This window comes from Peribacillus sp. AS_2 (assembly GCF_026891895.1).
In the GTDB taxonomy this organism is placed as follows: Bacteria; Bacillota; Bacilli; order Bacillales; family DSM-1321; genus Peribacillus; species Peribacillus frigoritolerans.
The window spans coordinates 296,679-316,505 of sequence record NZ_JAPTGA010000003.1 but is presented as its reverse complement, the minus strand read 5'-3'; the positions used below and the strand labels follow the sequence as shown (position 1 = coordinate 316,505).

20 protein-coding genes and 2 riboswitches are annotated in these 19,827 nt (G+C 42.4%); of the genes, 11 read left to right on the top strand and 9 right to left on the bottom strand.

Features of this window, described 5'->3' with window-relative positions; translation table 11 throughout:
• Positions 1-77: 77 nt before the first annotated feature.
• Both OTG27_RS07025 and OTG27_RS07020 read left to right on the top strand, forming a co-directional pair.
• Positions 78-281 carry a hypothetical protein gene (locus OTG27_RS07025; RefSeq protein ID WP_057275739.1) on the top strand — a complete coding sequence of 68 codons (204 nt, stop codon included), beginning with the start codon at positions 78-80 and terminating at the stop codon, positions 279-281.
• A 665-nt stretch (positions 282-946) separates the two neighbouring features.
• Entirely contained in the window at positions 947-1,366 is a 420-nt protein-coding gene (locus OTG27_RS07020; RefSeq protein WP_034314851.1) for a MarR family winged helix-turn-helix transcriptional regulator, read from the top strand.
• A gap of 65 nt (positions 1,367-1,431) precedes the next feature.
• On the opposite strand, the gene pdxR is transcribed toward OTG27_RS07020, so the two are convergent.
• Positions 1,432-2,823: a MocR-like pyridoxine biosynthesis transcription factor PdxR gene (pdxR, locus tag OTG27_RS07015; RefSeq protein WP_187050560.1), complete on the bottom strand. Its 1,392-nt coding sequence runs from the start codon at positions 2,821-2,823 to the stop codon at positions 1,432-1,434.
• A 103-nt stretch (positions 2,824-2,926) separates the two neighbouring features.
• Here pdxR and OTG27_RS07010 point away from each other — a divergent pair, with 103 nt between their 5' ends.
• Positions 2,927-3,505, top strand: a complete 579-nt coding sequence (locus tag OTG27_RS07010) for a GNAT family N-acetyltransferase (RefSeq protein ID WP_268936591.1) — start codon at positions 2,927-2,929, stop codon at positions 3,503-3,505.
• A 45-nt stretch (positions 3,506-3,550) separates the two neighbouring features.
• Here the strand turns inward: OTG27_RS07010 and OTG27_RS07005 are convergent, their stop codons facing one another.
• From OTG27_RS07005 to OTG27_RS06995, 3 genes are all read right to left on the bottom strand, one after another.
• On the bottom strand, positions 3,551-3,694 hold the full coding sequence (locus OTG27_RS07005; RefSeq protein WP_156500373.1) for a hypothetical protein: 144 nt from the start codon (positions 3,692-3,694) through the stop codon (positions 3,551-3,553).
• Positions 3,695-3,768: 74 nt separating this feature from the next.
• Positions 3,769-4,224, bottom strand: a complete 456-nt coding sequence (locus OTG27_RS07000) for a GNAT family N-acetyltransferase (RefSeq protein ID WP_063577832.1) — start codon at positions 4,222-4,224, stop codon at positions 3,769-3,771.
• 17 nt (positions 4,225-4,241) lie between these two features.
• Positions 4,242-5,255 carry a nitronate monooxygenase gene (locus tag OTG27_RS06995; RefSeq protein WP_374941248.1) on the bottom strand — a complete coding sequence of 338 codons (1,014 nt, stop codon included), beginning with the start codon at positions 5,253-5,255 and terminating at the stop codon, positions 4,242-4,244.
• Positions 5,256-5,399: 144 nt separating this feature from the next.
• Here OTG27_RS06995 and trhO point away from each other — a divergent pair, with 144 nt between their 5' ends.
• Positions 5,400-6,365: an oxygen-dependent tRNA uridine(34) hydroxylase TrhO gene (trhO, locus tag OTG27_RS06990; protein ID WP_268936589.1), complete on the top strand. Its 966-nt coding sequence runs from the start codon at positions 5,400-5,402 to the stop codon at positions 6,363-6,365.
• A gap of 303 nt (positions 6,366-6,668) precedes the next feature.
• Here trhO and OTG27_RS06985 read toward each other — a convergent pair whose 3' ends face one another.
• Both OTG27_RS06985 and OTG27_RS06980 read right to left on the bottom strand, forming a co-directional pair.
• The gene (locus tag OTG27_RS06985; RefSeq protein ID WP_268936588.1) at positions 6,669-7,301 is read right to left on the bottom strand and encodes a superoxide dismutase family protein; all 633 of its coding nucleotides are present in this window, start codon (positions 7,299-7,301) and stop codon (positions 6,669-6,671) included.
• A 172-nt stretch (positions 7,302-7,473) separates the two neighbouring features.
• Positions 7,474-8,781, bottom strand: a complete 1,308-nt coding sequence (locus OTG27_RS06980; RefSeq protein WP_106026683.1) for a CitMHS family transporter — start codon at positions 8,779-8,781, stop codon at positions 7,474-7,476.
• Positions 8,782-8,983: 202 nt separating this feature from the next.
• Here OTG27_RS06980 and OTG27_RS06975 point away from each other — a divergent pair, with 202 nt between their 5' ends.
• From OTG27_RS06975 to OTG27_RS06965, 3 genes are all read left to right on the top strand, one after another.
• Entirely contained in the window at positions 8,984-10,195 is a 1,212-nt protein-coding gene (locus OTG27_RS06975) for an MFS transporter (protein ID WP_053534017.1), read from the top strand.
• 248 nt (positions 10,196-10,443) lie between these two features.
• Positions 10,444-10,534, top strand: a riboswitch (cyclic di-GMP riboswitch).
• Positions 10,535-11,453: 919 nt separating this feature from the next.
• On the top strand, positions 11,454-12,911 hold the full coding sequence (locus OTG27_RS06970; RefSeq protein WP_268936587.1) for a SulP family inorganic anion transporter: 1,458 nt from the start codon (positions 11,454-11,456) through the stop codon (positions 12,909-12,911).
• An 85-nt stretch (positions 12,912-12,996) separates the two neighbouring features.
• Positions 12,997-13,143: a hypothetical protein gene (locus tag OTG27_RS06965; protein WP_153246080.1), complete on the top strand. Its 147-nt coding sequence runs from the start codon at positions 12,997-12,999 to the stop codon at positions 13,141-13,143.
• A gap of 99 nt (positions 13,144-13,242) precedes the next feature.
• Here the strand turns inward: OTG27_RS06965 and OTG27_RS06960 are convergent, their stop codons facing one another.
• Positions 13,243-14,172 (bottom strand): manganese-dependent inorganic pyrophosphatase, encoded by a 930-nt coding sequence (locus tag OTG27_RS06960; protein ID WP_034314865.1) that lies wholly within the window; start codon positions 14,170-14,172, stop codon positions 13,243-13,245.
• Between the two features lie 292 nt (positions 14,173-14,464).
• A riboswitch (cobalamin riboswitch) is annotated at positions 14,465-14,645 on the top strand.
• A 138-nt stretch (positions 14,646-14,783) separates the two neighbouring features.
• Between OTG27_RS06960 and OTG27_RS06955 the strand changes: the two genes are divergently transcribed.
• From OTG27_RS06955 to OTG27_RS06940, 4 genes are all read left to right on the top strand, one after another.
• Complete coding sequence (locus OTG27_RS06955; RefSeq protein WP_268936586.1) at positions 14,784-17,081, top strand: ribonucleoside-diphosphate reductase subunit alpha; 2,298 nt, start codon at positions 14,784-14,786, stop codon at positions 17,079-17,081.
• Between the two features lie 45 nt (positions 17,082-17,126).
• Positions 17,127-18,179, top strand: coding sequence for a ribonucleotide-diphosphate reductase subunit beta (locus OTG27_RS06950; RefSeq protein WP_034314867.1), 1,053 nt, complete (start codon positions 17,127-17,129; stop codon positions 18,177-18,179).
• Complete coding sequence (locus OTG27_RS06945; protein ID WP_057275730.1) at positions 18,151-18,588, top strand: flavodoxin domain-containing protein; 438 nt, start codon at positions 18,151-18,153, stop codon at positions 18,586-18,588. Before OTG27_RS06950 ends, OTG27_RS06945 begins: the two co-directional genes overlap by 29 nt.
• A gap of 119 nt (positions 18,589-18,707) precedes the next feature.
• Positions 18,708-18,875: a hypothetical protein gene (locus OTG27_RS06940; RefSeq protein WP_268936585.1), complete on the top strand. Its 168-nt coding sequence runs from the start codon at positions 18,708-18,710 to the stop codon at positions 18,873-18,875.
• Positions 18,876-18,916: 41 nt separating this feature from the next.
• Here the strand turns inward: OTG27_RS06940 and OTG27_RS06935 are convergent, their stop codons facing one another.
• Entirely contained in the window at positions 18,917-19,114 is a 198-nt protein-coding gene (locus tag OTG27_RS06935) for a cold-shock protein (protein WP_028393295.1), read from the bottom strand.
• Between the two features lie 197 nt (positions 19,115-19,311).
• The gene (locus OTG27_RS06930) at positions 19,312-19,803 is read right to left on the bottom strand and encodes a hypothetical protein (RefSeq protein ID WP_034314870.1); all 492 of its coding nucleotides are present in this window, start codon (positions 19,801-19,803) and stop codon (positions 19,312-19,314) included.
• Positions 19,804-19,827: the final 24 nt, after the last annotated feature.

The window sequence follows — 19,827 nt, the reverse complement described above, 5'->3', positions numbered from 1 at the left end:
GACACATATATTTCGCTTATACGTTTTATTTTCTCAATAAGGGGAAAAAGAGATACAAAGAGATGGAGGGATTCACATTGGATAATAAAGATAAAGAAAAGTATCTTGAGGAGCGTAATGATAAATCCAAGGCCTTCAAGAAAAATCAGGAGAAACAGCTGGAACGTGATCAAGTGGTCATGCCCATTGATGATTTACCAATTGATGAAATTAAATATGAACATCAAGAAGAACGAAATAAAAAAGAAACAAAGCACCGCTCCACCAGCGAGAAGTTTTAAACAAAAACCAGCCACTTTTAAGAGGCTGGTTTTTGTTTGCAGGATATACTGCATTCAGCGCGTTTTATACTTTTACCAAATTCGTCGGCACTTATGGACCATTTCAAAGAGTAATATATTCTTCCCATCATATATTACAAGCAGTAGACTAAAAGGGGTCCGGAAAGTGTATCTATCTTCAATTGATGTACCGGCAGCACCTTCAACTCCTTAGGTATGGTTTAAATCTTATATCAAAGTTGATTGGAGCGGGTGTTCGGGACTCCTGCGCGAAAAGCGCCTCCAAGGGAGACCCTGCAGTTGCAAGCCGAGGAGGCTCCCCGGACCGCCCGCGGAAAGCGAGTGCCTGGAACGGAATTAAACGCCCAAATGGACAAACCACAAAAAAACTGTAGGTAAACATGAATTCTCGACTTTGTCTCCAGGCTGAAATATATTCCATCATGATTGATGTTCTTCTTGTGATTGTGCAGATGCTTCCCCCTTTGTTGTTTGAGATTTGGGAAGACTGAGCTTTCCCTCAATTCATTCATATTTCCAGAATTTTACCCTTCCCCGCTTTGCTTCCAAAAATAAACATTGACTGAAATAAATGATTCTTTACAATAGACTTTTAAGAATTAAAGAATATAATGGACTGGTCGACCATTATAAAGGAGAATCATATGACGAACCCTACTCAATTATTTCATCAATATTTACAAGTATCGAGATCATTAGTCAGCAAAATGAATGAACAAATTACAGCCCTTGAAATTTACCATAATCAGTGGACAATCCTGAATTACTTAAAGAACTGTGGCTATTCCACAATCCCCGATATTTGCAGTTACCTGGATGTAGACAGTGTGATCATCACACGTTCGGTCAACAGCATGGAACAGAATAATATGATTAAACAAGTTCCTGGTAAAGATGAACAGGAAAAACGAATCGAACTGACCCCCCGGGGCAAAGAGGTACATACAAAATGTCTTAAGATTGCAGAAAAAATCGAAGGAAAGGCCTTGGAAGGCATTACTGAAGAAGAACAGGAAGTATTTTTCCAGACGGTCCTTAAAATCCTCAATAATATCAGAAACTAAAATGGGTAGCTTGTATCATTTTAGAATAAGTGTGAAGCAAGGAGTTTCCTTACTTTTACACCAAGCTATAGCCATGCCTTTTTTAAAAGCCGGATTCCAGCTTCGATTTCCCTTTCGGTTAAACCACCGTACCCAATCAAAATAGTCGGATCTTTCACTTTCTTTGAATGATAAATCGATGTTGGGTGGACTTTAACCCCTACACTGGCAGCCCTTTGGATGAGCTCTGCCTCACTGCTGCCGTTTTTTACGTTTAAAAGAACGTGCAATCCTGACTTTTCACCGATTATGGCTACACGATCATGGAAGCTCTCTTCCATTGCGTTCAGCAGCACCTTATTCTTTTTACGATAAATCGTTCGCATTTTATTCAGATGGCGTTCCCAATGTCCATTTTTCATAAAAAGACAGAGCGTTTCCTGAATCAGTCTGGAAACGGTCTGTTTATATCCGATTAACTTCTGCTGAAATCGGCAAGACAACTCCATGGGTAACACCATAAATCCCACCCTGATCGATGGGATGAACGACTTTGAAAACGTGCCTAGGTAGACGACCCTTCCATTTGTGTCCAACCCCTGCAACGACGGAATCGGTTTGCCTGCATGTCGGAATTCCCCGTCATAATCATCCTCAATAATATAACCTTTTTTTTCCACCGCCCAATTCAATAATTCCACCCGTCTTGTTATCGGCATGATCATACCGGAAGGAAATTGATGGGAAGGTGTGACATAGGCTACATCCGCTGTACTCTCTTTCAATGAGTCCACACTCATACCACTTTCATCCAAAGGTATGAATTCCGTAACCGCCCCCTCCAGTCTCAGTACCTCCCTTACCCGATGAAAGCCAGGATCTTCCAACCCAAATACCCGCTCATTTCCAAGTAGTAACCGCAGAAGATGGATGAAATACTGGGTACCTGCCCCAATGATGATTTGATCAGCCCCGCAGCGAACTCCTCTTGATTGGAATAGATAGGATGAAATCTCAGCCCTAAGCCCCCATTCCCCTTGTGGATCACCGCTCATGAACATTTCCCTTTCCTGTAGATACAACGTATTATTCAAGCACTTTTTCCATACGGCATGCGGGAAAGAATCCACGTCGACCCGGCCATGATTGTAATCTATCTCATTTCTTTCATTCAGAGGGTCCATTATCCCTTCTGTTACAGGCAATGGCTCATTCAAAGCTGAAATCGGTTCTAAATCGGCTACGTAGTACCCTTTCCTTAATTGACTTTCCACATATCCTTCCGCCATCAACTGCTGATAAGCCGTATCAACTGTATTCAGGCCTATCCCTAAATGCAAGGCCAGTTTTCGTTTAGAAGGCAGTTTCATTCCGGCCTTTATTTGTCCATTCTGGATTTCCTTTATAAAGTATTTATACAATTGCACATATAAAGCTTCTTTGTTCGTTTTATCTAGGGTTAAAGTGATTTCAAACATTTGGTCCTCCTTCAAACTGGTTCCATAAATTATATCAGTATTGGTCCTTATTGCAGAACCAGAATATTTTTATAATGAAGATATCAATCAAGAGGAGGAAACTATGAAGCATTTCGAATTATACGGTAAACACGTGATACTCACCCCGATGATGGAACATCATATCGAACCGCTTTACGCCGCTTCCCTGCCATCTGAAATATGGACATGGAGTGCAACAAAGATTTTGTCATATGAAGAGGCGATCTCCTATGTAAAGGAAGGCATTCGAGCAAGGGAACAGGAAGTTCATCATCCATTTGTCGTTATCGATCGGACAGATGATTCCGTAGTTGGCAGCACGAGCTTAAGGAATATTCACTTTCATAATCAATCGCTGGAAATCGGCGCGACTTGGTATCATCCCGACAAATGGCGAACAGCCATTAACACTGAATGTAAGTACTTGTTATTGCAGCATGCTTTTGAAAAGTGGCAAATGAAACGGGTTGAATTCAGGACGGACGAATGCAACAAAAGATCACGTGCCGCAATAACCAGGCTCGGCGCCCTTGAAGAAGGGATTTTGAGGATGGAGAAAAAGCTGCAAGATGGGAGGATCAGGAATACGGTGGTCTATAGTATTCTCGAGCATGAATGGCCCAGTGTGAAAAGGAATTTGGAAGCTTTTTTAGAAAGGTGAAAATGAGAAAAGAGTGCCATTGTTTTGCACTCTTTTCTCTTACTGCTATTTTTCATGTGAGTCTTTACGAATTTCCGATAAAGAATCCTTTTGCCTTTTCGTTGATCGAATGAATATGAAAACACCAATCGCAAATAAAAATGGCATTAGTAAAGCAAAAAGAAGATAAATCATATCACCAAAGAACAAGTTCATACCTCCTAAGCAATTCGACGCACCCTTTTGTCTATAAAGCTTTTCCGTCAGACTTGAATGATCCCTGCTTAGTCCAAGCTTTGTGACAAGCGGATCATATCCTGGCACTGAATCCCATTTTCATAAATGGCCTCGGAATAGTTTCTAGTAAAAAAATCCCGATCGACCCCAGTTATTCTAAAACCGCATTTTTGGTAAAGGGCAAGCTGCCCTATCCCCGAATTGCCCGTTCCGATTTCAATCATTTTATATCCCTGTTCCCTTGCATGGCCTATCGCATGTTCAATCAATTGCCTGCCGATTCCTCTTCCATGGTACTGTTCATCGACCGCGATGTTCATTATCTCTATCAGTTCCGGGGCTTTTTGCAGTAAAACACAAACGCCGATCATCCGGTTATCACCCATGGCAACAAAGCACGTTCCGCTTCCCAAATATTCCTCGACCAATTTCCTTGAAGGATCTGCCAAAAGCAATAAATGCATCGGGGGTGGCTCATCCAAGAATAATTCCCTTATCTCCATCAGCATCCAAACCCTCCTCAGTTTAATTCATCCACAAGCAGTTCAACCAATTCCGATGCAGGAAGTTCCCTGCTCAACTTATAACCCTGTCCTGCCCACAAAGCCATCAATTCAGGATTGTTCTTTTGTCCGGCTGCTTTTCGCATTTGTTTGGTCATGTGATGGACATAAGGATAGGCGACCGGTGCAACGCTATCATATTCCGTTAAAAAGTGATTCACCAACCCGCGTGCCCTTCGGCCGCTGAAGGCTCGGGTAACAGCAGTCTTAGTAAATCGGGGATTTCCCAGCGCCGCCTTATGGACCGGACTAGCCCCGCTTTCGGGACAGCGAAGGAAAGCGGTACCCAATTGCGCCGCTGTTGCTCCCGCTTCGAGCACGGCTGCGATATCCTTTCCATGCATCAGTCCGCCCGCGGCAATGATCGGTAAGTCCAGCTCAGCCCCTATCATCCGAATCAATACTAAAAGGCCGTAATCATCTTCTGTGCGGTCATCAAAACTGGCCCGGTGCCCCCCTGCTTCAAACCCCTGCACACATAGAACGTCCGCGCCTGCTCCCGCCGCCTTTTTTGCTTCCTGAAGGTTGGTTACTGTCACTGCTATAAGGGAACCGACATCTTGGAGCTCCCTTATTACATCTTCCGTTGGACATCCAAACGTAAAACTGACGACCGCGACCCCAGCCTCCTTCAATACATCTAGTTTATTATCCCAATCATCGTCATCACTATCGGCTTTTCCAATCTCAGCCCCAACGCTCTCGGCCTCTTTTTCGATCTTTTCACGATAGCCAGATAATATATTTTCATCCGCCGGCTCGTTGCCTGGCACAAATACATTCACGCCAAAAGGGCGTTCAGTCAACTGACGGGTCTGCCCTATCTCGTCCATCATCTCTTCCGCAGTCTTATAGCCAGCTGCGAGAAAGCCCAATCCTCCTGCATTGGATACAGAAGCCGCAAGCTTCGGAGTGGAAGCTCCTCCTGCCATCGGTGCCTGAATGATTGGATATTTCATTAACTCTTTCAACATTCGATACAACTCCTCTTGATTTTTCTTCATGCCCTTATCATTTTTACGTTTTCTTGGTATAATGATTATCTGTAAGAGAAAAGTGTCTAAATGATCACCCTTTATATCTTGCAAATATAAAACATAGGTGGTAAATAAAAAATGGAAACAAAACCATATAGAGTATTACTTTATTATTTGTATGTACCTATCGAGAATCACGAAGAATTTGCAGCCGAGCATCTTGCGGCATGTAAAGCCCTTGAATTGAAAGGCCGTATCTTGGTGGCTTCAGAAGGTATCAACGGAACGGTTTCAGGTACGATCGAACAAACCGACAAATATATGGACATGATGAAAAGCGATCCCCGCTTTGCCGATATCGTGTTTAAAATAGATGAAGCTGAAGGCCATGCTTTCAAAAAAATGCATGTTCGTCCACGCAATGAACTTGTAACGCTTCGCTTGGAAGACGACATCAACCCGAACAAGACGACAGGCAAATACTTGAGCCCGAAGGAATTCTTCGAGCAAATGCAAGATGAAAACACCATCGTCCTTGATGCCAGAAATGACTATGAATTTGATTTAGGACATTTCAGGGGTGCAATCAAGCCAGAAATCACGAATTTCCGTGAACTTCCGGAATGGGTACGGGAAAATAAAGAAATGTTCGAAGGCAAAAAAATCCTAACGTATTGCACTGGCGGTATCCGCTGTGAGAAATTCTCCGGCTGGCTTGTCGAGGAAGGCTTTGAAGATGTAAGCCAGCTGCACGGCGGCATCGCAACATACGGGAAGGATCCCGAGGTCCAAGGTGAGCTATGGGATGGCCAAATGTATGTTTTCGATGAAAGGATTGCAGTACCTATCAATCAAAAGGAACATGTAATCGTCGGACGCGATATTTATTCCGGCGAACCTTGTGAACGCTATGTCAATTGCGCTAATCCTGAATGCAACAAGAAAATCCTTTGCAGCGAAGAGAATGAACACAAACATATGCGCAGCTGTACCCATGAATGCCGAGTGCATCCGCGTAATCGCTATGTAGTCGAGCATAACCTTTCTGAAGAAGAAGTGGCTGAGAGATTACAGCTAATCGAAGATTCCATTATGGCAAAATGATTTTAGCAAACCCGAATCAGTGGACATGATCCCTGTTCGGGTTTTTTTATCGATTAAACCAAATCTTATTTTTCTATATTAAACTTATGCCTTGGACTTCATTCCACTGTAAGAATTAACTTTGATCTTTAATGCCATCTGCTTTTACTGCAATATTACTTCCATTCTTACTTCTATATCACAATAGAAAAAACCTTCTTAATACGTAAAAAGAATGGTTTCCGCTTTTAGATTTTAGCAGTCATCAGTCTTACCTGCATGAAAAGAGCGATTCCTCTTTAGAGGAATCGCTCTTCATTCATGTTATTTTGCATCTGCACTTAGAACAATCCCGCAAGCTTGTCTATCGCCTGCATCACCAGTTTTCAAAGTATCTGCATCCGGTCCTTTTTTCCCATTGGCTTCATAGCGGTCAGGAATATTGGCAAAGTTGTCTGGGTTAGCATGAACGATTACAGCCAGCTCTTCTTTCTTCAATTGGTCTATTGTCATGTTATCCAATGTTGCCGTATATTTTGCTGTCCCATCTTCTTTTACATATAAAGGGGGCATATCACCTGCGTGTTTAGAATGCGTTTCATCAGTTGGGTTGAAGTGTCCTCCCGCTGTAGTGAAAGGGCCATCCTTGGCATCCGGCTCACATGCTGCGTTCTCGTGCACATGGATTCCATGGTAGCCTGGCTCAAGACTTTCCAAAGCGGTCTCGATCACTACAGAATTCTCTTCAGCGGTAAAGTTCACCGTTCCAAGTGTTTTACCTTCTACATCTTTAACTTCCGCTTTCACCTGCGGATCAACCTCTGTATCTGTTCCTTGTCCCGCTGTAGTCATGTCCTCGGCATTATTATCGGCCTGATTTGAATCATCCGCTGAATTGCATCCATACAGTAAAAAGGCAGCACACATAGGCAGTATAAGCTTTTGTTTATAGTTCATGATAACTTCCCTCCACTCTCTTATATGTATCTTCCTCTTATTACTTTCCACTATTATGGAAGAATAAACAAATAGCGGCATAAATAGGAAAATAGATTACACCAATGAGAGTGAACACCTTACTAAATTCACAGACAAGGATATTACACTATAGCTTAATGGGCTCACATTTTTACAAAGTTATGACCCCGAAAGTAATGGCTGCGATCGTCATGATGATGGTTGTCCCAAACGCCCATTTAAACAGGAATTTTTGATGATCCCCAAAATCCACGCCTACAAGGCCAATCAATATGAATGTTGCAGGCACCAATGGCGATAAGGGGAACCCTGCGGTCGAATGGCCTAATAATGCCGCCCTTCCGATTTCTACAGGGGCAATGCCGAAGTTCGATGCCGTTTCACTTATGATTGGCAGAATGCCAAAATAATAGGCATCAGGTGAGAAAATGAACCCCATCGGTATGCTCGTCAGCGCTACCACCAGTGGCAAATGTGCCCCGAGCCACTCCGGAATGACAGTTACGATTGAAGCAGCCATCGAGTCCATCATCTTTGTTTCCGTGAATACACCCGTAAAAATCCCAGCTGCGAAAATGAGTGTACAAATCATCACGAAACTATTGGCATGACTTAAAATCCTTTCCTGCTGTTCTTTTGGGTTCGGAAAGTTAACGAATAGTGCAATCGCAAAAGCAGAGGCAAATAAGATTTGGATCGGCAGCACTTCCATCACCAGCAATACCATCAGTAAAATCGTCAAGAACCAATTAAACCAAAAAAGCCTGGATGTTCCTTGTGGTGCGGATTCAACAGCTGCAGCCTGTTCGCCCATACCAGGTTGGATGTTCGTCTCCAAGGAGCCGACTCCCAATCTCTCCCTTTCCTTTTTGCCAAGTACATATGCCGAAAAAAGCGTCCATAAAAGACCGCAAACCATGACCGGAATAAGAGGAATGAATAACTCCGATACTTCAACCTGAAGGCTCGCGGCCGCCCTGACCAAAGGACCGCCCCATGGAATCATGTTCATGACGCCAGCGGCCAAACCAACGACACAGGCCAATACGAGCCTGTTCATCCCTAATTTGATATAAAGCGGCAGCATGGCCGAAACAGTGATCATGAATGTAGAAGAACCGTCTCCGTCCAAACCTACCAATATGGTTATAATGGCGGTTGCCATGACAACCTTTAGCGGATCTCCTTTTACAAAACTCAGTATTTTAGCTATCATGGGCTCGAATAAACCAACGTCAATCATTAAACCAAAATACAGAATAGCAAAAACGATCATGACTGCTGTCGGTGTCACCTTTAAAATACCCGCAACCATCATATCTCCCATTTCAGAGGCAAACCCACCAATCAGACCAAAAGCTATTGCCGTGAAGATAAAAGCGACAACCACTGATAACCGCTTCGTGATGACCAAGACCAGAAACGTTAAAATCATACAAAACCCTAAAATCGTCAACATGTTTAAAACCCCTTTAATTGGAAAAATGAATACCTTTTGTTTATTTAATTTTTCTGAAAAATCAGTATTTTCACATTATACCATTTGCCCATACATTAAAAAACCTGTTAAACAAATTCGTTTAATAAATTAATTAATTTCTGTATACTATTATTTAGGAACCCGAAGTTTTTTTTTGGAGGAAAGAAGTGTTGTATGTAAAATGAACGCTCATAAAATAGCTAAACGGAACCTTTTCATCATGTGGTTCGCCAATTTCTTCATAGGCGGGAGCATGACGATGGTTCTCCCATTCATATCCTTATACATTGGTACATTCGGAGATTATTCGACTCAATATATCCAGCATTGGTCCGGATGGACTTTTGGAATCACTTTCGTGACAGCCTTTTTATTTTCCCCCATTTGGGGACGGATTGGTGACCGGTATGGCAGAAAGAAAATCTTGATTGCCTGCGCCTTTGGGATGGGCCTGTCCATCTTCCTGATGGGATTCGTCGAAAATGTTTGGCAGCTATTCGTCCTAAGGATGTTCACAGGAATATTCACTGGCTTCATTTCCATGTCCCAGGCCTTCATATCAACGCAAACACCAAAAGAAATTGCCGGACGTGTACTGGGAACCTTACAAACGGGAAATATAACCGGTTCCCTTTTCGGACCATTGCTAGGCGGCGTCCTTGCAGACACACTCGGCTATTCAACCGCCTTTAAATTCACCTCCATCACCATTTTCATCTCTGGTCTCCTTGTTTTTGCAACCAAGGAGTACCGAATGGAGCGGCAGAAGGGAACGAAGTCGAGCTATACAAGCAGGGAGGTTCTCTCACATATCTTAAGGAATCCCATCCTGGTGAATGTCATGCTCATCTCCACGCTTGTCCAAGTTGCCCACTTCAGCATCCAGCCCATTCTTTCATTATACGTTGGTGAGCTGCATGGAACTTCCAATCTTGGTTTTTATTCAGGAATCGCCTTTTCTGCAGCAGGCCTGGGGAATTTATTGATGGCGCGTCACTGGGGCAAGATAGGTGATCGGCATGGACATGTGAAGATACTTGTGCTGCTTCTTTTTCTGACAGCTCTTGTCTACTTGCCCGGTGCCTTCATCAATCATTTTTGGCAGCTTGTCTTTGTACGTTTTATACTAGGCATGGCAATAGGCGGCATCATCCCTGTAAGGATTGCCTACATTCGCCAAGAAGCGCCTGTCGCAATGCAGGGGGAAGTGCTTGGGTACAATACGAGCCTGCGCTTTTTAGGCAATATCATCGGACCCGCAATGGGCGGAATGGTTGCTGGTTTCTACGGATTCTCTGCCGTCTTCATCACGACCAGCACGTTACTCCTCATAGCCGGACTTGTCCTCTATTTCGCGATGCACCGCAATCCGGAGTTGGCCAGATCACATTAATCACATTTTTGGCAAGAAAGCCTGCTTCCATCTTTAAGCAGGCTTTTCCTGTTTAATGCTCATACAGCTGTAGTGCTCGATATTTCTGGAGCTTTTTTATATGGTGAATGATAGAAGAGAAATCAAGGAAAAGAGATTTGAAGGGGTCACGTTCATGCCTATCCGTAAAGTCCACCAACCCTTATGACACACCCACAAACTGATAAGTATTTTTCCAGCACTTCATAACACATCGAACTTTATGTTAAGATTAATTCAGGCAAATTTTATGAAAGTAAAAGACGCAAAGCCACGGGCCTAAACCAACAACTTAGTTGTCACGGCAGCCGGGTTGCCAAGATTTTTCTTGAATGGATCACTTTATAATTAATTTTCTTGCCCCTTTTTAATTTGCCTAAAATTAAAACAAGGAGGGTTATATATGTTCTTTCCAACCATTTATTCAGCTACTACGGATGAGAGACACATAGTTAAAGATAAAAATACTTGTGCATGCGGCACAAGATATAATGCATTCGCAATGTTATCCAGAAGCGACCTTCGAAAGATCAGGTTCAAGCATTATAAAGAAGTAACATGTCCTTTATGTAAATCCAGTATCATTGATGAGGAATAGCCTCTTAACACAAGGAAGGTTCCTACTCCCAAACTTTGATAGAGCTGGCTTTTCATCCTCACCACTTCCATATATGGTAAAACGGGAAATATCATTCCGATAAAAAACTCTCTTACCTCCTGCCCACATATTGACACAGTTAAAGCACGATCTTTTTTTCATTATATGAATGGTAAAGGTACGGTCACCCTATAGTGCTCGATAAGATATAAATCAGTATCGCGTAGAATGTCATGAATCGGTTCCATCGGTGGCGTAAAGCTAGCAGGAAAGGGAAATCCATGTTTTTGATTTTTAATTATGAAATAGATCTCTACCGTTTTACTCCACTCCCCCTTAGCGGGAATTTTACAAAAGCCTATAAGGGCCCCTTACGTCAAAAATGGCCAAGCCATTAACGGAAATCTCATTCGACTGACTTTATTACAAGCATGACCTGTATGCATTCGCCTACCTCGATATAATTGACTTCCCTCACATGATATTCTTCTCTCTTAAAGCATTTTCCTTCGTAAGATAAGAAATGAATAGCCCTCGATTTGTCGTTTATATTATCCATATAGATAGAATAAAGGACTCATGCTATAATTTAGTGCGTTAAAAAAGAAATGAACACACATATATAAAAGAAGGAGTGTTTCTTTGAATACATCTGCATACAAAAAGGAATGGTTCGGCAACGTTAGAGGAGATGTTCTTTCGGGAATTGTCGTTGCCTTGGCATTGATTCCAGAGGCGATTGCCTTTTCGATCATTGCTGGCGTTGACCCAATGGTTGGTCTATATGCCTCATTCTGCATTGCCATCGTCATCTCATTTGTCGGCGGAAGGCCGGGAATGATATCGGCTGCCACTGGCGCAATGGCACTCGTCATGGTCGACCTTGTTAAAGATCATGGCTTGAACTATTTACTTGCTGCAACCATATTGACTGGTTTGCTGCAAATTTTACTAGGGGTTTTAAAAATCGGGAAATTAATGAAGTTCATTCCGAAGCCAGTCATGACTGGTTTTGTGAATTCTTTAGCCATCTTGATTTTCACGGCACAGCTCACCCATTTCGTGGGCGAAACATGGATCATGTATGTCATGACAGCCGTTTCATTAGCTATCATTTATCTTTTTCCGCTGATCACGAAAGTCATACCTTCACCACTTGTCGCCATCATATTCATGACGATCGTTGCAGTTACCACGGGAGCTACGGTGCGGACGGTTGGGGATATGGGGCAATTGACCGAAGCGCTTCCGATGTTCATGCTTCCAGACATCCCTTTGACCTTCGAAACTTTGGCGATCATTTTCCCTTATTCCATTGCCCTTGCGTTTGTTGGACTGCTTGAATCGTTATTGACGGCTCAAATTGTCGATGAGATGACTGACACGGAAAGTAATAAGAATAAGGAAGCCAAAGGCCAGGGGATTGCGAATATCATCGCCGGATGTTTTGGCGGCATGGCAGGATGTGCGATGATCGGCCAATCCGGTATCAACATTAAATCTGGTGGAAGGGGCCGGCTCTCGACATTTGTAGCGGGCGCATTCCTTATGGTATTAATCGTGGTATTGAATGATGTCCTTATCAAAATACCGATGGCTGCACTTGTCGCAGTCATGATCATGGTTTCAATCGGGACATTTGACTGGTCTTCCCTAAAGAGGCTCACTAGAGCTCCTAAGTCGGATGCAGCCGTGATGATCGTGACGGTCCTCATTGTCCTTTATACACATGACTTATCAAAAGGCGTATTTGCCGGAGTGCTTTTGAGCATGATTTTCTTCTCGGCTAAAATTTCTAAAGTGGCAGTAGAGAAAAAGGCAGACATCCAGGCTAAGAAAATCACTTATCGTATCAGCGGACAAATATTTTTCGCTTCTGTCCAGGACTTTGTTTCAAAGTTCGACTTCAAGGAAAAAGCCGATGCAATCGTCATCGACTTCTCCCATTCCAAGATCTGGGATGCTTCAGCAGTCGGTGCTGTCGATACGGTTATTCTTAAATATCAGCTCTTGGGAATACCTGTCCAAGTCCAAGGACTCGATGAAGAAAGTTCGACATTGCTTGAAAAACTCGCCACCTCAGAAAGTAAAATATCTTAAAGAAGTAAAATTCTGCTGAATAGAAACTTTTCAAACCGACAAAATAGATAACATGAATCATTTCCTTTTGAAAGGAGCGAAAAGCATGACACCCGAGCAGGATTATACGGCAGCAAATCTGTCACCGGATTTATTGAATGAACTGAAAAGCTTTGAAAGCAAACTTGGCGAGGAAGCCAATAAAGAATTGATTGTCATCGCCTATGAAAAAGAAAAGGAATCTTTAAATTAAGAAAAAAGACTCAAACACCCTTAATGGGATGGTTGAGTCTTTTTTTGAATGTACAGAAAAAGGCTGCCCAAGTTTTTAATGAGCAACCCTTTTCCTGAATTATTTGCTGAATACGTCGGTTAAGACCGGAACGATTTGTTTTTTACGCGATACAACGCCTTCCAAGACGGCGATGTTATTGTTTAATGAAACGTCATATGCCTTTTCAACCGCATATGCCGCTTTACCAAGGGCCAAGGCAACGGAATCATTAGTCAGGATATCCGTTACGACGAATAGGAACAAGTCCAATTCCTTCACTGCGATGACCGCTTCAATCGCTGCTTCCAATTCTGCTTGCTTAGCAAGGACTTCGTTCGGATCAACGGCATTGACCTGTGCTATTTCCACTTTAGCCATTCCCATGGAGAATTCCTTGGCATCAAGAGTGATGAGCTGGGCAATCGTTTTGTCGCTTAAGTCAGCTCCCGCTTTCAACATTTCCAAGCCATATTTTTCAGCGTCGACTCCAGCAATGGCAGCGAGTTCCATTGCTGCTGCAACGTCCTGCTCCGTGCAAGTCGGCGATTTGAACAATAAAGAATCGGAAATGATGGCAGACAGCATAAGACCTGCGATTGCTTTAGGGACTTCAATGCCGTTTTCTTTATAAATTTTATTTAAGATGGTTGCCGTACAGCCAACTGGTTCTGCACGGTAATATAATGGATCGCTTGTTTCAAAGTTAGCGATACGGTGATGGTCGATAACTTCCAACACACGGACTTGGTCAATATCTTCAGCACTTTGCTGGCGTTCGTTATGATCGACCAGGATTACGCCATCAGCTTCCCCTGCAACTTTTTCCACAAGACGGGGAGCATCGAATTTGAATTGGTCCAATGCATATTGAGTTTCACCATTCACTTCACCCAGACGAACTGGTTCAGCGTTGATACCTAGCTGTTTTTTAAGATCTGCATAAGCGATTGCTGAACAGATTGTGTCTGTATCCGGGTTTTTATGTCCAAAAACTAATACTTTTTCCAAGATTTTATCCCCTTTTTCATAAATATTTTTCCGCGAATCCCCTCAGTGCAATAACGGAGAGCCACCTTTACTAGACACTTTATTTTAACACAAAATCCCGTAAAATCAGCGCTTGATTTATCCATTCCCCCATAAAATCTTTCATTCCCCCACCCTCTTCCATCACTTTGTCAATAGATAAGGGTTGGTTTTTTTCAAATATATTAGTTGAATTATCATCGTATATGGCTTACGATAATATAAGCAGAAATACTAGATATTGATTACATAAACAATTCCAATAACTATATATAGAATTTTTATAATCCAAGGTGCCAGTGATGGCTGAAAAGGGAATCCGGTGTAAACCCGGAACTGTCCCCGCAACTGTAAATGTGACGAAATGAGAAAACCACTGTATAGCTCTCTATACGGGAAGGACTCAAAGTAGGATGATCATGAGTCAGGAGACCTGCCTTGAATTTTTCACGTTTCTTATTCTTCGGGGATTGAGATGATGAAACGATAGTATAACGGCTATTTTTTCATGCCTCTTTTATTCTATCGTTTGATCCGCTCAATTCTTTGGGCGGTTTTTTTATTTTAGCGGAAGTTAACAAGGAGGATTATTAATGACTCAAACATATAACTCTACCATAAGTGAAAATGACACAGAAGCGAAATCCCTCCAGCTTGAGATGTTATCGAAGGAATTCGAAGGCCGTCTCGATATGGAAAAGTTCAAAAAGCGTTTTACAAAATGGCTTGATCGCAAAAGTGACTCAACCGAAGAACAGGCTTCAAAAAAACTGATTCAGCTCGCTCTTGAAGGCGTGGATATCGATGCCCCGGATTGGACTTTCGTTGCTGCAGCAGAACTGTTGAATACAATGTATAGGGATGCACAAGCCAATCGAGGTTATGAAGGCAAGAGTTATGGCCCATTCTATGAGCTGATCACAGAACTCTCCCAGCTATCGGAAGGTCAGCGTTATCCCATTTATAAACCAGAACTGCTATCTTCATATACAAAAGCGGAAATTGAGGAATTGGGATCGGTGATCGACCCGGAAAAAGATAAATTATTCTCTTACATAGGCATCTACTTATTGAATGACCGTTATCTGGCCCGCCCAAAAAAGGACAAGGTCTTCGAACTGCCGCAAGAACGTTTCATGATCATCGCGATGGAAATCATGCGAATGGAAAAAACGGAGCACCGCCTGCAACTGACAAAAGAAGCATACTGGGCCATGTCCAACCTTTATATGACCGTTGCGACTCCTACACTCTCCAATGCAGGTAAAACACATGGACAGTTAAGCTCCTGCTTTATCGACGCAATTGAAGATTCCATCGACGGAATTTACCTATCAAACTACGATGCGGCAAAAGTATCTAAATTCGGCGGCGGTGTTGGTCTTTACGTCGGTAAGGTTCGCTCGCTTGGTTCCGATATCCGCGGTTTCTCTGGAAACAGTTCCGGAACGACGCCCTGGATTCGACTATTCAACCAGACAGCTGTAAGTGTCGATCAATTGGGGCAACGTAAAGGCGCCATCGCGATTTACTTGGATGCCTGGCATAAAGATATCATGAGCTTCCTCGATTTGAAGACTCAAAACGGGGATGACAGATTAAAAGCACATGATATTTTTACAGGTGTATGCATACCGGATTTATTCATGGAGGCTGTACGCGACAGAAAAGAATGGTATCTTTTCGATCCGCATACCGTTAAGCAAACCCTTGGATTTTCACTTGAAGATCTTTATGACGAAAAGAAAGGCGAAGGAAGCTTCAGGAATCATTATGCACTTGCTGTCGAGGCCGCAGAAAATGGCACACTTCCAAACTATAGCTTTGAAAAAATCAATGCGATGGACATCATGAAAAGCATCATGATTTCTCAATTAGAAGAAGGCGTACCGTATATGTTCTACCGCGATGAAGTGAATCGGAAGAATCCGAATAAACATAAAGGTATGATTTATTGTTCTAACCTTTGCACGGAGATTGCCCAAAACCTAAGCCCTTCGACGATCACGGATGAATATGAAACAGAAGATGGAGATGTTGTTGTGGTTCGTAAAAGCGGCGATTTCGTTGTCTGCAACCTTTCATCCATTAACTTGCCCCGAGCGGTGGGCAGCGATGTTCTGGAAAGATTGATTCCCATTCAGATCCGTATGCTGGACAATGTCATTGATGTGAATAATCTTCCTGTCAAACAAGCATCCATCTCGAACAAACGGTACCGGGCAATTGGTTTAGGAACGTTTGGATGGCATCATTTACTTGCCACACAGAATATTTATTGGGAATCCGATGAGGCTGTTCGCTATGCAGATGCTTTATACGAAAAGATCGCTTACTTAACTATCAAGGCATCCAACGAACTGGCCAAGGAAAAAGGATCTTACCCATACTTTGAAGGTTCTGATTGGCATACAGGGGACTATTTCGAATTGCGTGACTATACAGATCAAAAATGGCTGGATTTAAAAGAAGACGTGCAGGAGCACGGAACCCGTAATGGCTATTTAATGGCGATTGCCCCCAATTCATCGACAGCCAAAATCGGTAATTCCACGGATGGAATCGATCCTTTGTATGAAATTGAATTTTACGAAGAAAAGAAAAACTTCAAATTCAAGGTGACCGCACCAGGCTTGACGCCAAATACGTATGAATATTATAAAAAGACGCGATTCAATTTGGATCAACTGGAAAGCATCAGGCAAAATGCAGCCCGCCAACGCCATATTGACCAAGCAATCAGCTTTAATCTGTATGTACACAATACAATCAAAGCGAAGGTCCTTTTGGACATCCATTTAACGGCATGGGAAAGCGGGTTGAAATCAACGTATTATGTTCGTTCGACGTCTTCCGAATATGACAATGCCTGCGAAAGCTGTTCAAGTTAACGTCAATCATGACCCAGTAATCTATTCTTAAAGGAGTTTTCACGAATGACCAATCATATAAAAAAAATTCGGATGCTCGAACCGACGCATCCAACAAAGGCAACCGGTGTTTTCAAAGGAGAAGCTTCAGGCTTCCTCCTTTGGAACGATATACAGTATGAAAAATTCTATGATACCTATACACAGCTCATCAATAACTTTTGGAAGCCTTCGAGCGTGAACATGATTCAGGATAAAAAGCAGTGGGGCGAATTGGATGAAGATATCCAGGACGCTTTTCTCGATATCCTTACGATGATTGCTGGAATGGACAGTCTTCAAACGCCCACTTTAGTAGAGATCCTTCGGTACATAAAAGATCCGGCGGCAAAAGCTATCCTGGCCAACATGGCCCAGCAGGAATCGATCCATAATGAGTCTTATTCCTATATCCTTGCTTCCTTGATTCCGGTAGGCAAGCAAAAACAGCTTTTCGACCGCATCAAAGAACATCCTGAAGTGATTAAGCGTAACCAACCGATCGTTGATGCTTATCAAACGTTCGTGGACGATCCCAGCCCTCAGCATTTATTCGAGGCACTGATCCATTCAACGAACCTTGAAGGGATTTATTTCTATTTGGCTTTCGCCTTTTATTATAATCTAGGACGCCAAAATCTAATGACCGGTTCAGCTACGATGATATCCTATATTCATCGCGATGAAATGGTCCATTTCGATTTCATTGGCATGCTCGTTCAAATCTTGATGTATGAATATCCTGAGTTAAATAATGAAGAAAACACGAAGTTCATCTATACAACGATTGAAAAAGCAGTCGAACTCGAAAAGGAATGGTCTGAATATATGCTCGAAGATATCCAAACGAAAGCCGATCTCGATTTGGAAGAATTCAATGAGTACATCGAATATATCGCCAACAAACGGTTACGTATGCTAGGCCTTGAAAATTTGTATAAAGAGTATGGCGAGAACCCGATGCCATGGATCAAAACGTTCGATGATGAATCCATCGGCCTTACCAAAACCGATTTCTTCGAACAGAAGTCAAGGACATACAGTCAAGTAAATGCCAGCAATGGGTTCGATGAGCTGTAAAATCGCCATTGTCTATCATTCTGCCGGCGGCAATACAAAAGCGCTTGCCGAAGCCCTCGCTGCCCTTTTACCTGAGGCTTTCCTATATCGAATGAATGAATTCGATTTACGTACATTGCCGGATTACGATGCCTTGATCGTCGGCACCTATACATGGGGCAATGGGGAGCTTCCCGCTAAATCAGCTGCCTTTTATAAAGAACTGGAACAGTTGCCTATTGCTCGCCTGAAAACGGGAGTCTTCGGCACTGGCGAAACCAACTATAATCATTTTTGTGGGGCGGTCGATCATTTCCGGGACATGTTATTTGCGAAGAGCCAGTTATTGGTGACATTGAAGATAGAACAGATGTATCAAGAATCAGACCTGCACAGACTTCAAAAGTTCGCTTCGCTATTCCAGAACTGACTGAAAGGGGATATGCGTTTTCGCATATCCTCTTTCAGTGTTTTTTTAAAAACTTGGCACCCTCAAGCATAGCAACGGTAAGCATGAAGTATAATGGAGAAAAAAGGAGATGATATCCAATGACTGAGAATATAACCCAGTTCCTTCCTATCCTTTTCATGCTAATGCTTGTCGCATTCGTTATATTCATCGTATTTTTCCTGTCAGGGCATTTTAATCGTACTAAACGGATCGAAGAAAAATTGGACAAAGCATTAAAGGAAATCGCCGAAAAAAAAGAAAAATAAAAAGACTCCAAAATCGGAGTCTTTTTTTTATATGCGTTCAATTATTTTTGAACGTTAGCAGCTTGTGGTCCACGAGCGCCTTGCTCGATTTCGAAAGAAACTTCTTGGCCTTCTTCAAGCGTTTTGAAGCCTTCACCTTGGATAGCTGAGAAATGTACGAATACATCGTCTTGGCCTTCAACTTCGATGAAACCGAAACCTTTTTCTGCGTTAAACCATTTTACTTTACCTTGTACCATGATAGTTCCTCCTGTGTTTGGAAAAATCCATTTTATTACTATTTTTGGTTCTGGATAATGTTTCAAGAGGAATCCTATTACAGTAAATCCTTCTATCAAACTTTTCCGAACAAAAATAATTACTCATATTATATCATGGAAAATCCTAAAAAAACAAGATTATCGCCGTAAATCAACCGACAAATTATCCTAAAATTCTACATATTCCTTTTCTTGCTTTGTCGGAAGCCTTCGTCCAATAAGTAGCGCTCCGCCTCAACCGGACTTTCGAAACATTCCTCAAGATTCGACCCTGAATAAACATTCCAAAGCAGGTCTTCCTTTTGAAGTGTAAGCTCTTGCTTTTCAGGGCCAATCCATGCCCCTTCCAACCTAGCGAACTCGTTTTCCTCTTCTTCGATTTCAGCCGGAGGTTCAGATAGGTAATCCACGCTTCTTTGGATCAATTCTTTTAATTCGGCTTCATTATAGTCACGTATATTGATAAAACCTTTACGGTCAGTGTCTTTTTTTCTCATATGCCCTGCGTAAACGAACCCATTTCCATTGGGATGCAAGTGCTGAACGACGATCTTTTTCTCCTGGACGCTATCTGGATAATGGAAGTTCACACGTCCCAATGAAACGTCTTTTCGCTGTAATTCCGGAAAAGTTTCAATGATGCTCAATTTTTCTTCAAATGTTAACAAATTTCTTCCTCATTTCATTAGTTC

Bases quoted from the DNA above. Each gene is read 5' to 3' on its own strand.
- OTG27_RS07020 (WP_034314851.1), top strand. From the start codon at position 947: ATGACGAACCCTACTCAATTATTTCATCAATATTTACAAGTATCGAGA.
- pdxR (WP_187050560.1), bottom strand. From the start codon at position 2,823: ATGTTTGAAATCACTTTAACCCTAGATAAAACGAACAAAGAAGCTTTA.
- OTG27_RS07010 (WP_268936591.1), top strand. From the start codon at position 2,927: ATGAAGCATTTCGAATTATACGGTAAACACGTGATACTCACCCCGATG.
- OTG27_RS07000 (WP_063577832.1), bottom strand. From the start codon at position 4,224: ATGGAGATAAGGGAATTATTCTTGGATGAGCCACCCCCGATGCATTTA.
- trhO (WP_268936589.1), top strand. From the start codon at position 5,400: ATGGAAACAAAACCATATAGAGTATTACTTTATTATTTGTATGTACCT.
- OTG27_RS06985 (WP_268936588.1), bottom strand. From the start codon at position 7,301: ATGAACTATAAACAAAAGCTTATACTGCCTATGTGTGCTGCCTTTTTA.
- OTG27_RS06980 (WP_106026683.1), bottom strand. From the start codon at position 8,781: ATGTTGACGATTTTAGGGTTTTGTATGATTTTAACGTTTCTGGTCTTG.
- OTG27_RS06975 (WP_053534017.1), top strand. From the start codon at position 8,984: ATGAACGCTCATAAAATAGCTAAACGGAACCTTTTCATCATGTGGTTC.
- OTG27_RS06965 (WP_153246080.1), top strand. From the start codon at position 12,997: ATGACACCCGAGCAGGATTATACGGCAGCAAATCTGTCACCGGATTTA.
- OTG27_RS06955 (WP_268936586.1), top strand. From the start codon at position 14,784: ATGACTCAAACATATAACTCTACCATAAGTGAAAATGACACAGAAGCG.
- OTG27_RS06950 (WP_034314867.1), top strand. From the start codon at position 17,127: ATGACCAATCATATAAAAAAAATTCGGATGCTCGAACCGACGCATCCA.
- OTG27_RS06945 (WP_057275730.1), top strand. From the start codon at position 18,151: ATGCCAGCAATGGGTTCGATGAGCTGTAAAATCGCCATTGTCTATCAT.
- OTG27_RS06940 (WP_268936585.1), top strand. From the start codon at position 18,708: ATGACTGAGAATATAACCCAGTTCCTTCCTATCCTTTTCATGCTAATG.
- OTG27_RS06935 (WP_028393295.1), bottom strand. From the start codon at position 19,114: ATGGTACAAGGTAAAGTAAAATGGTTTAACGCAGAAAAAGGTTTCGGT.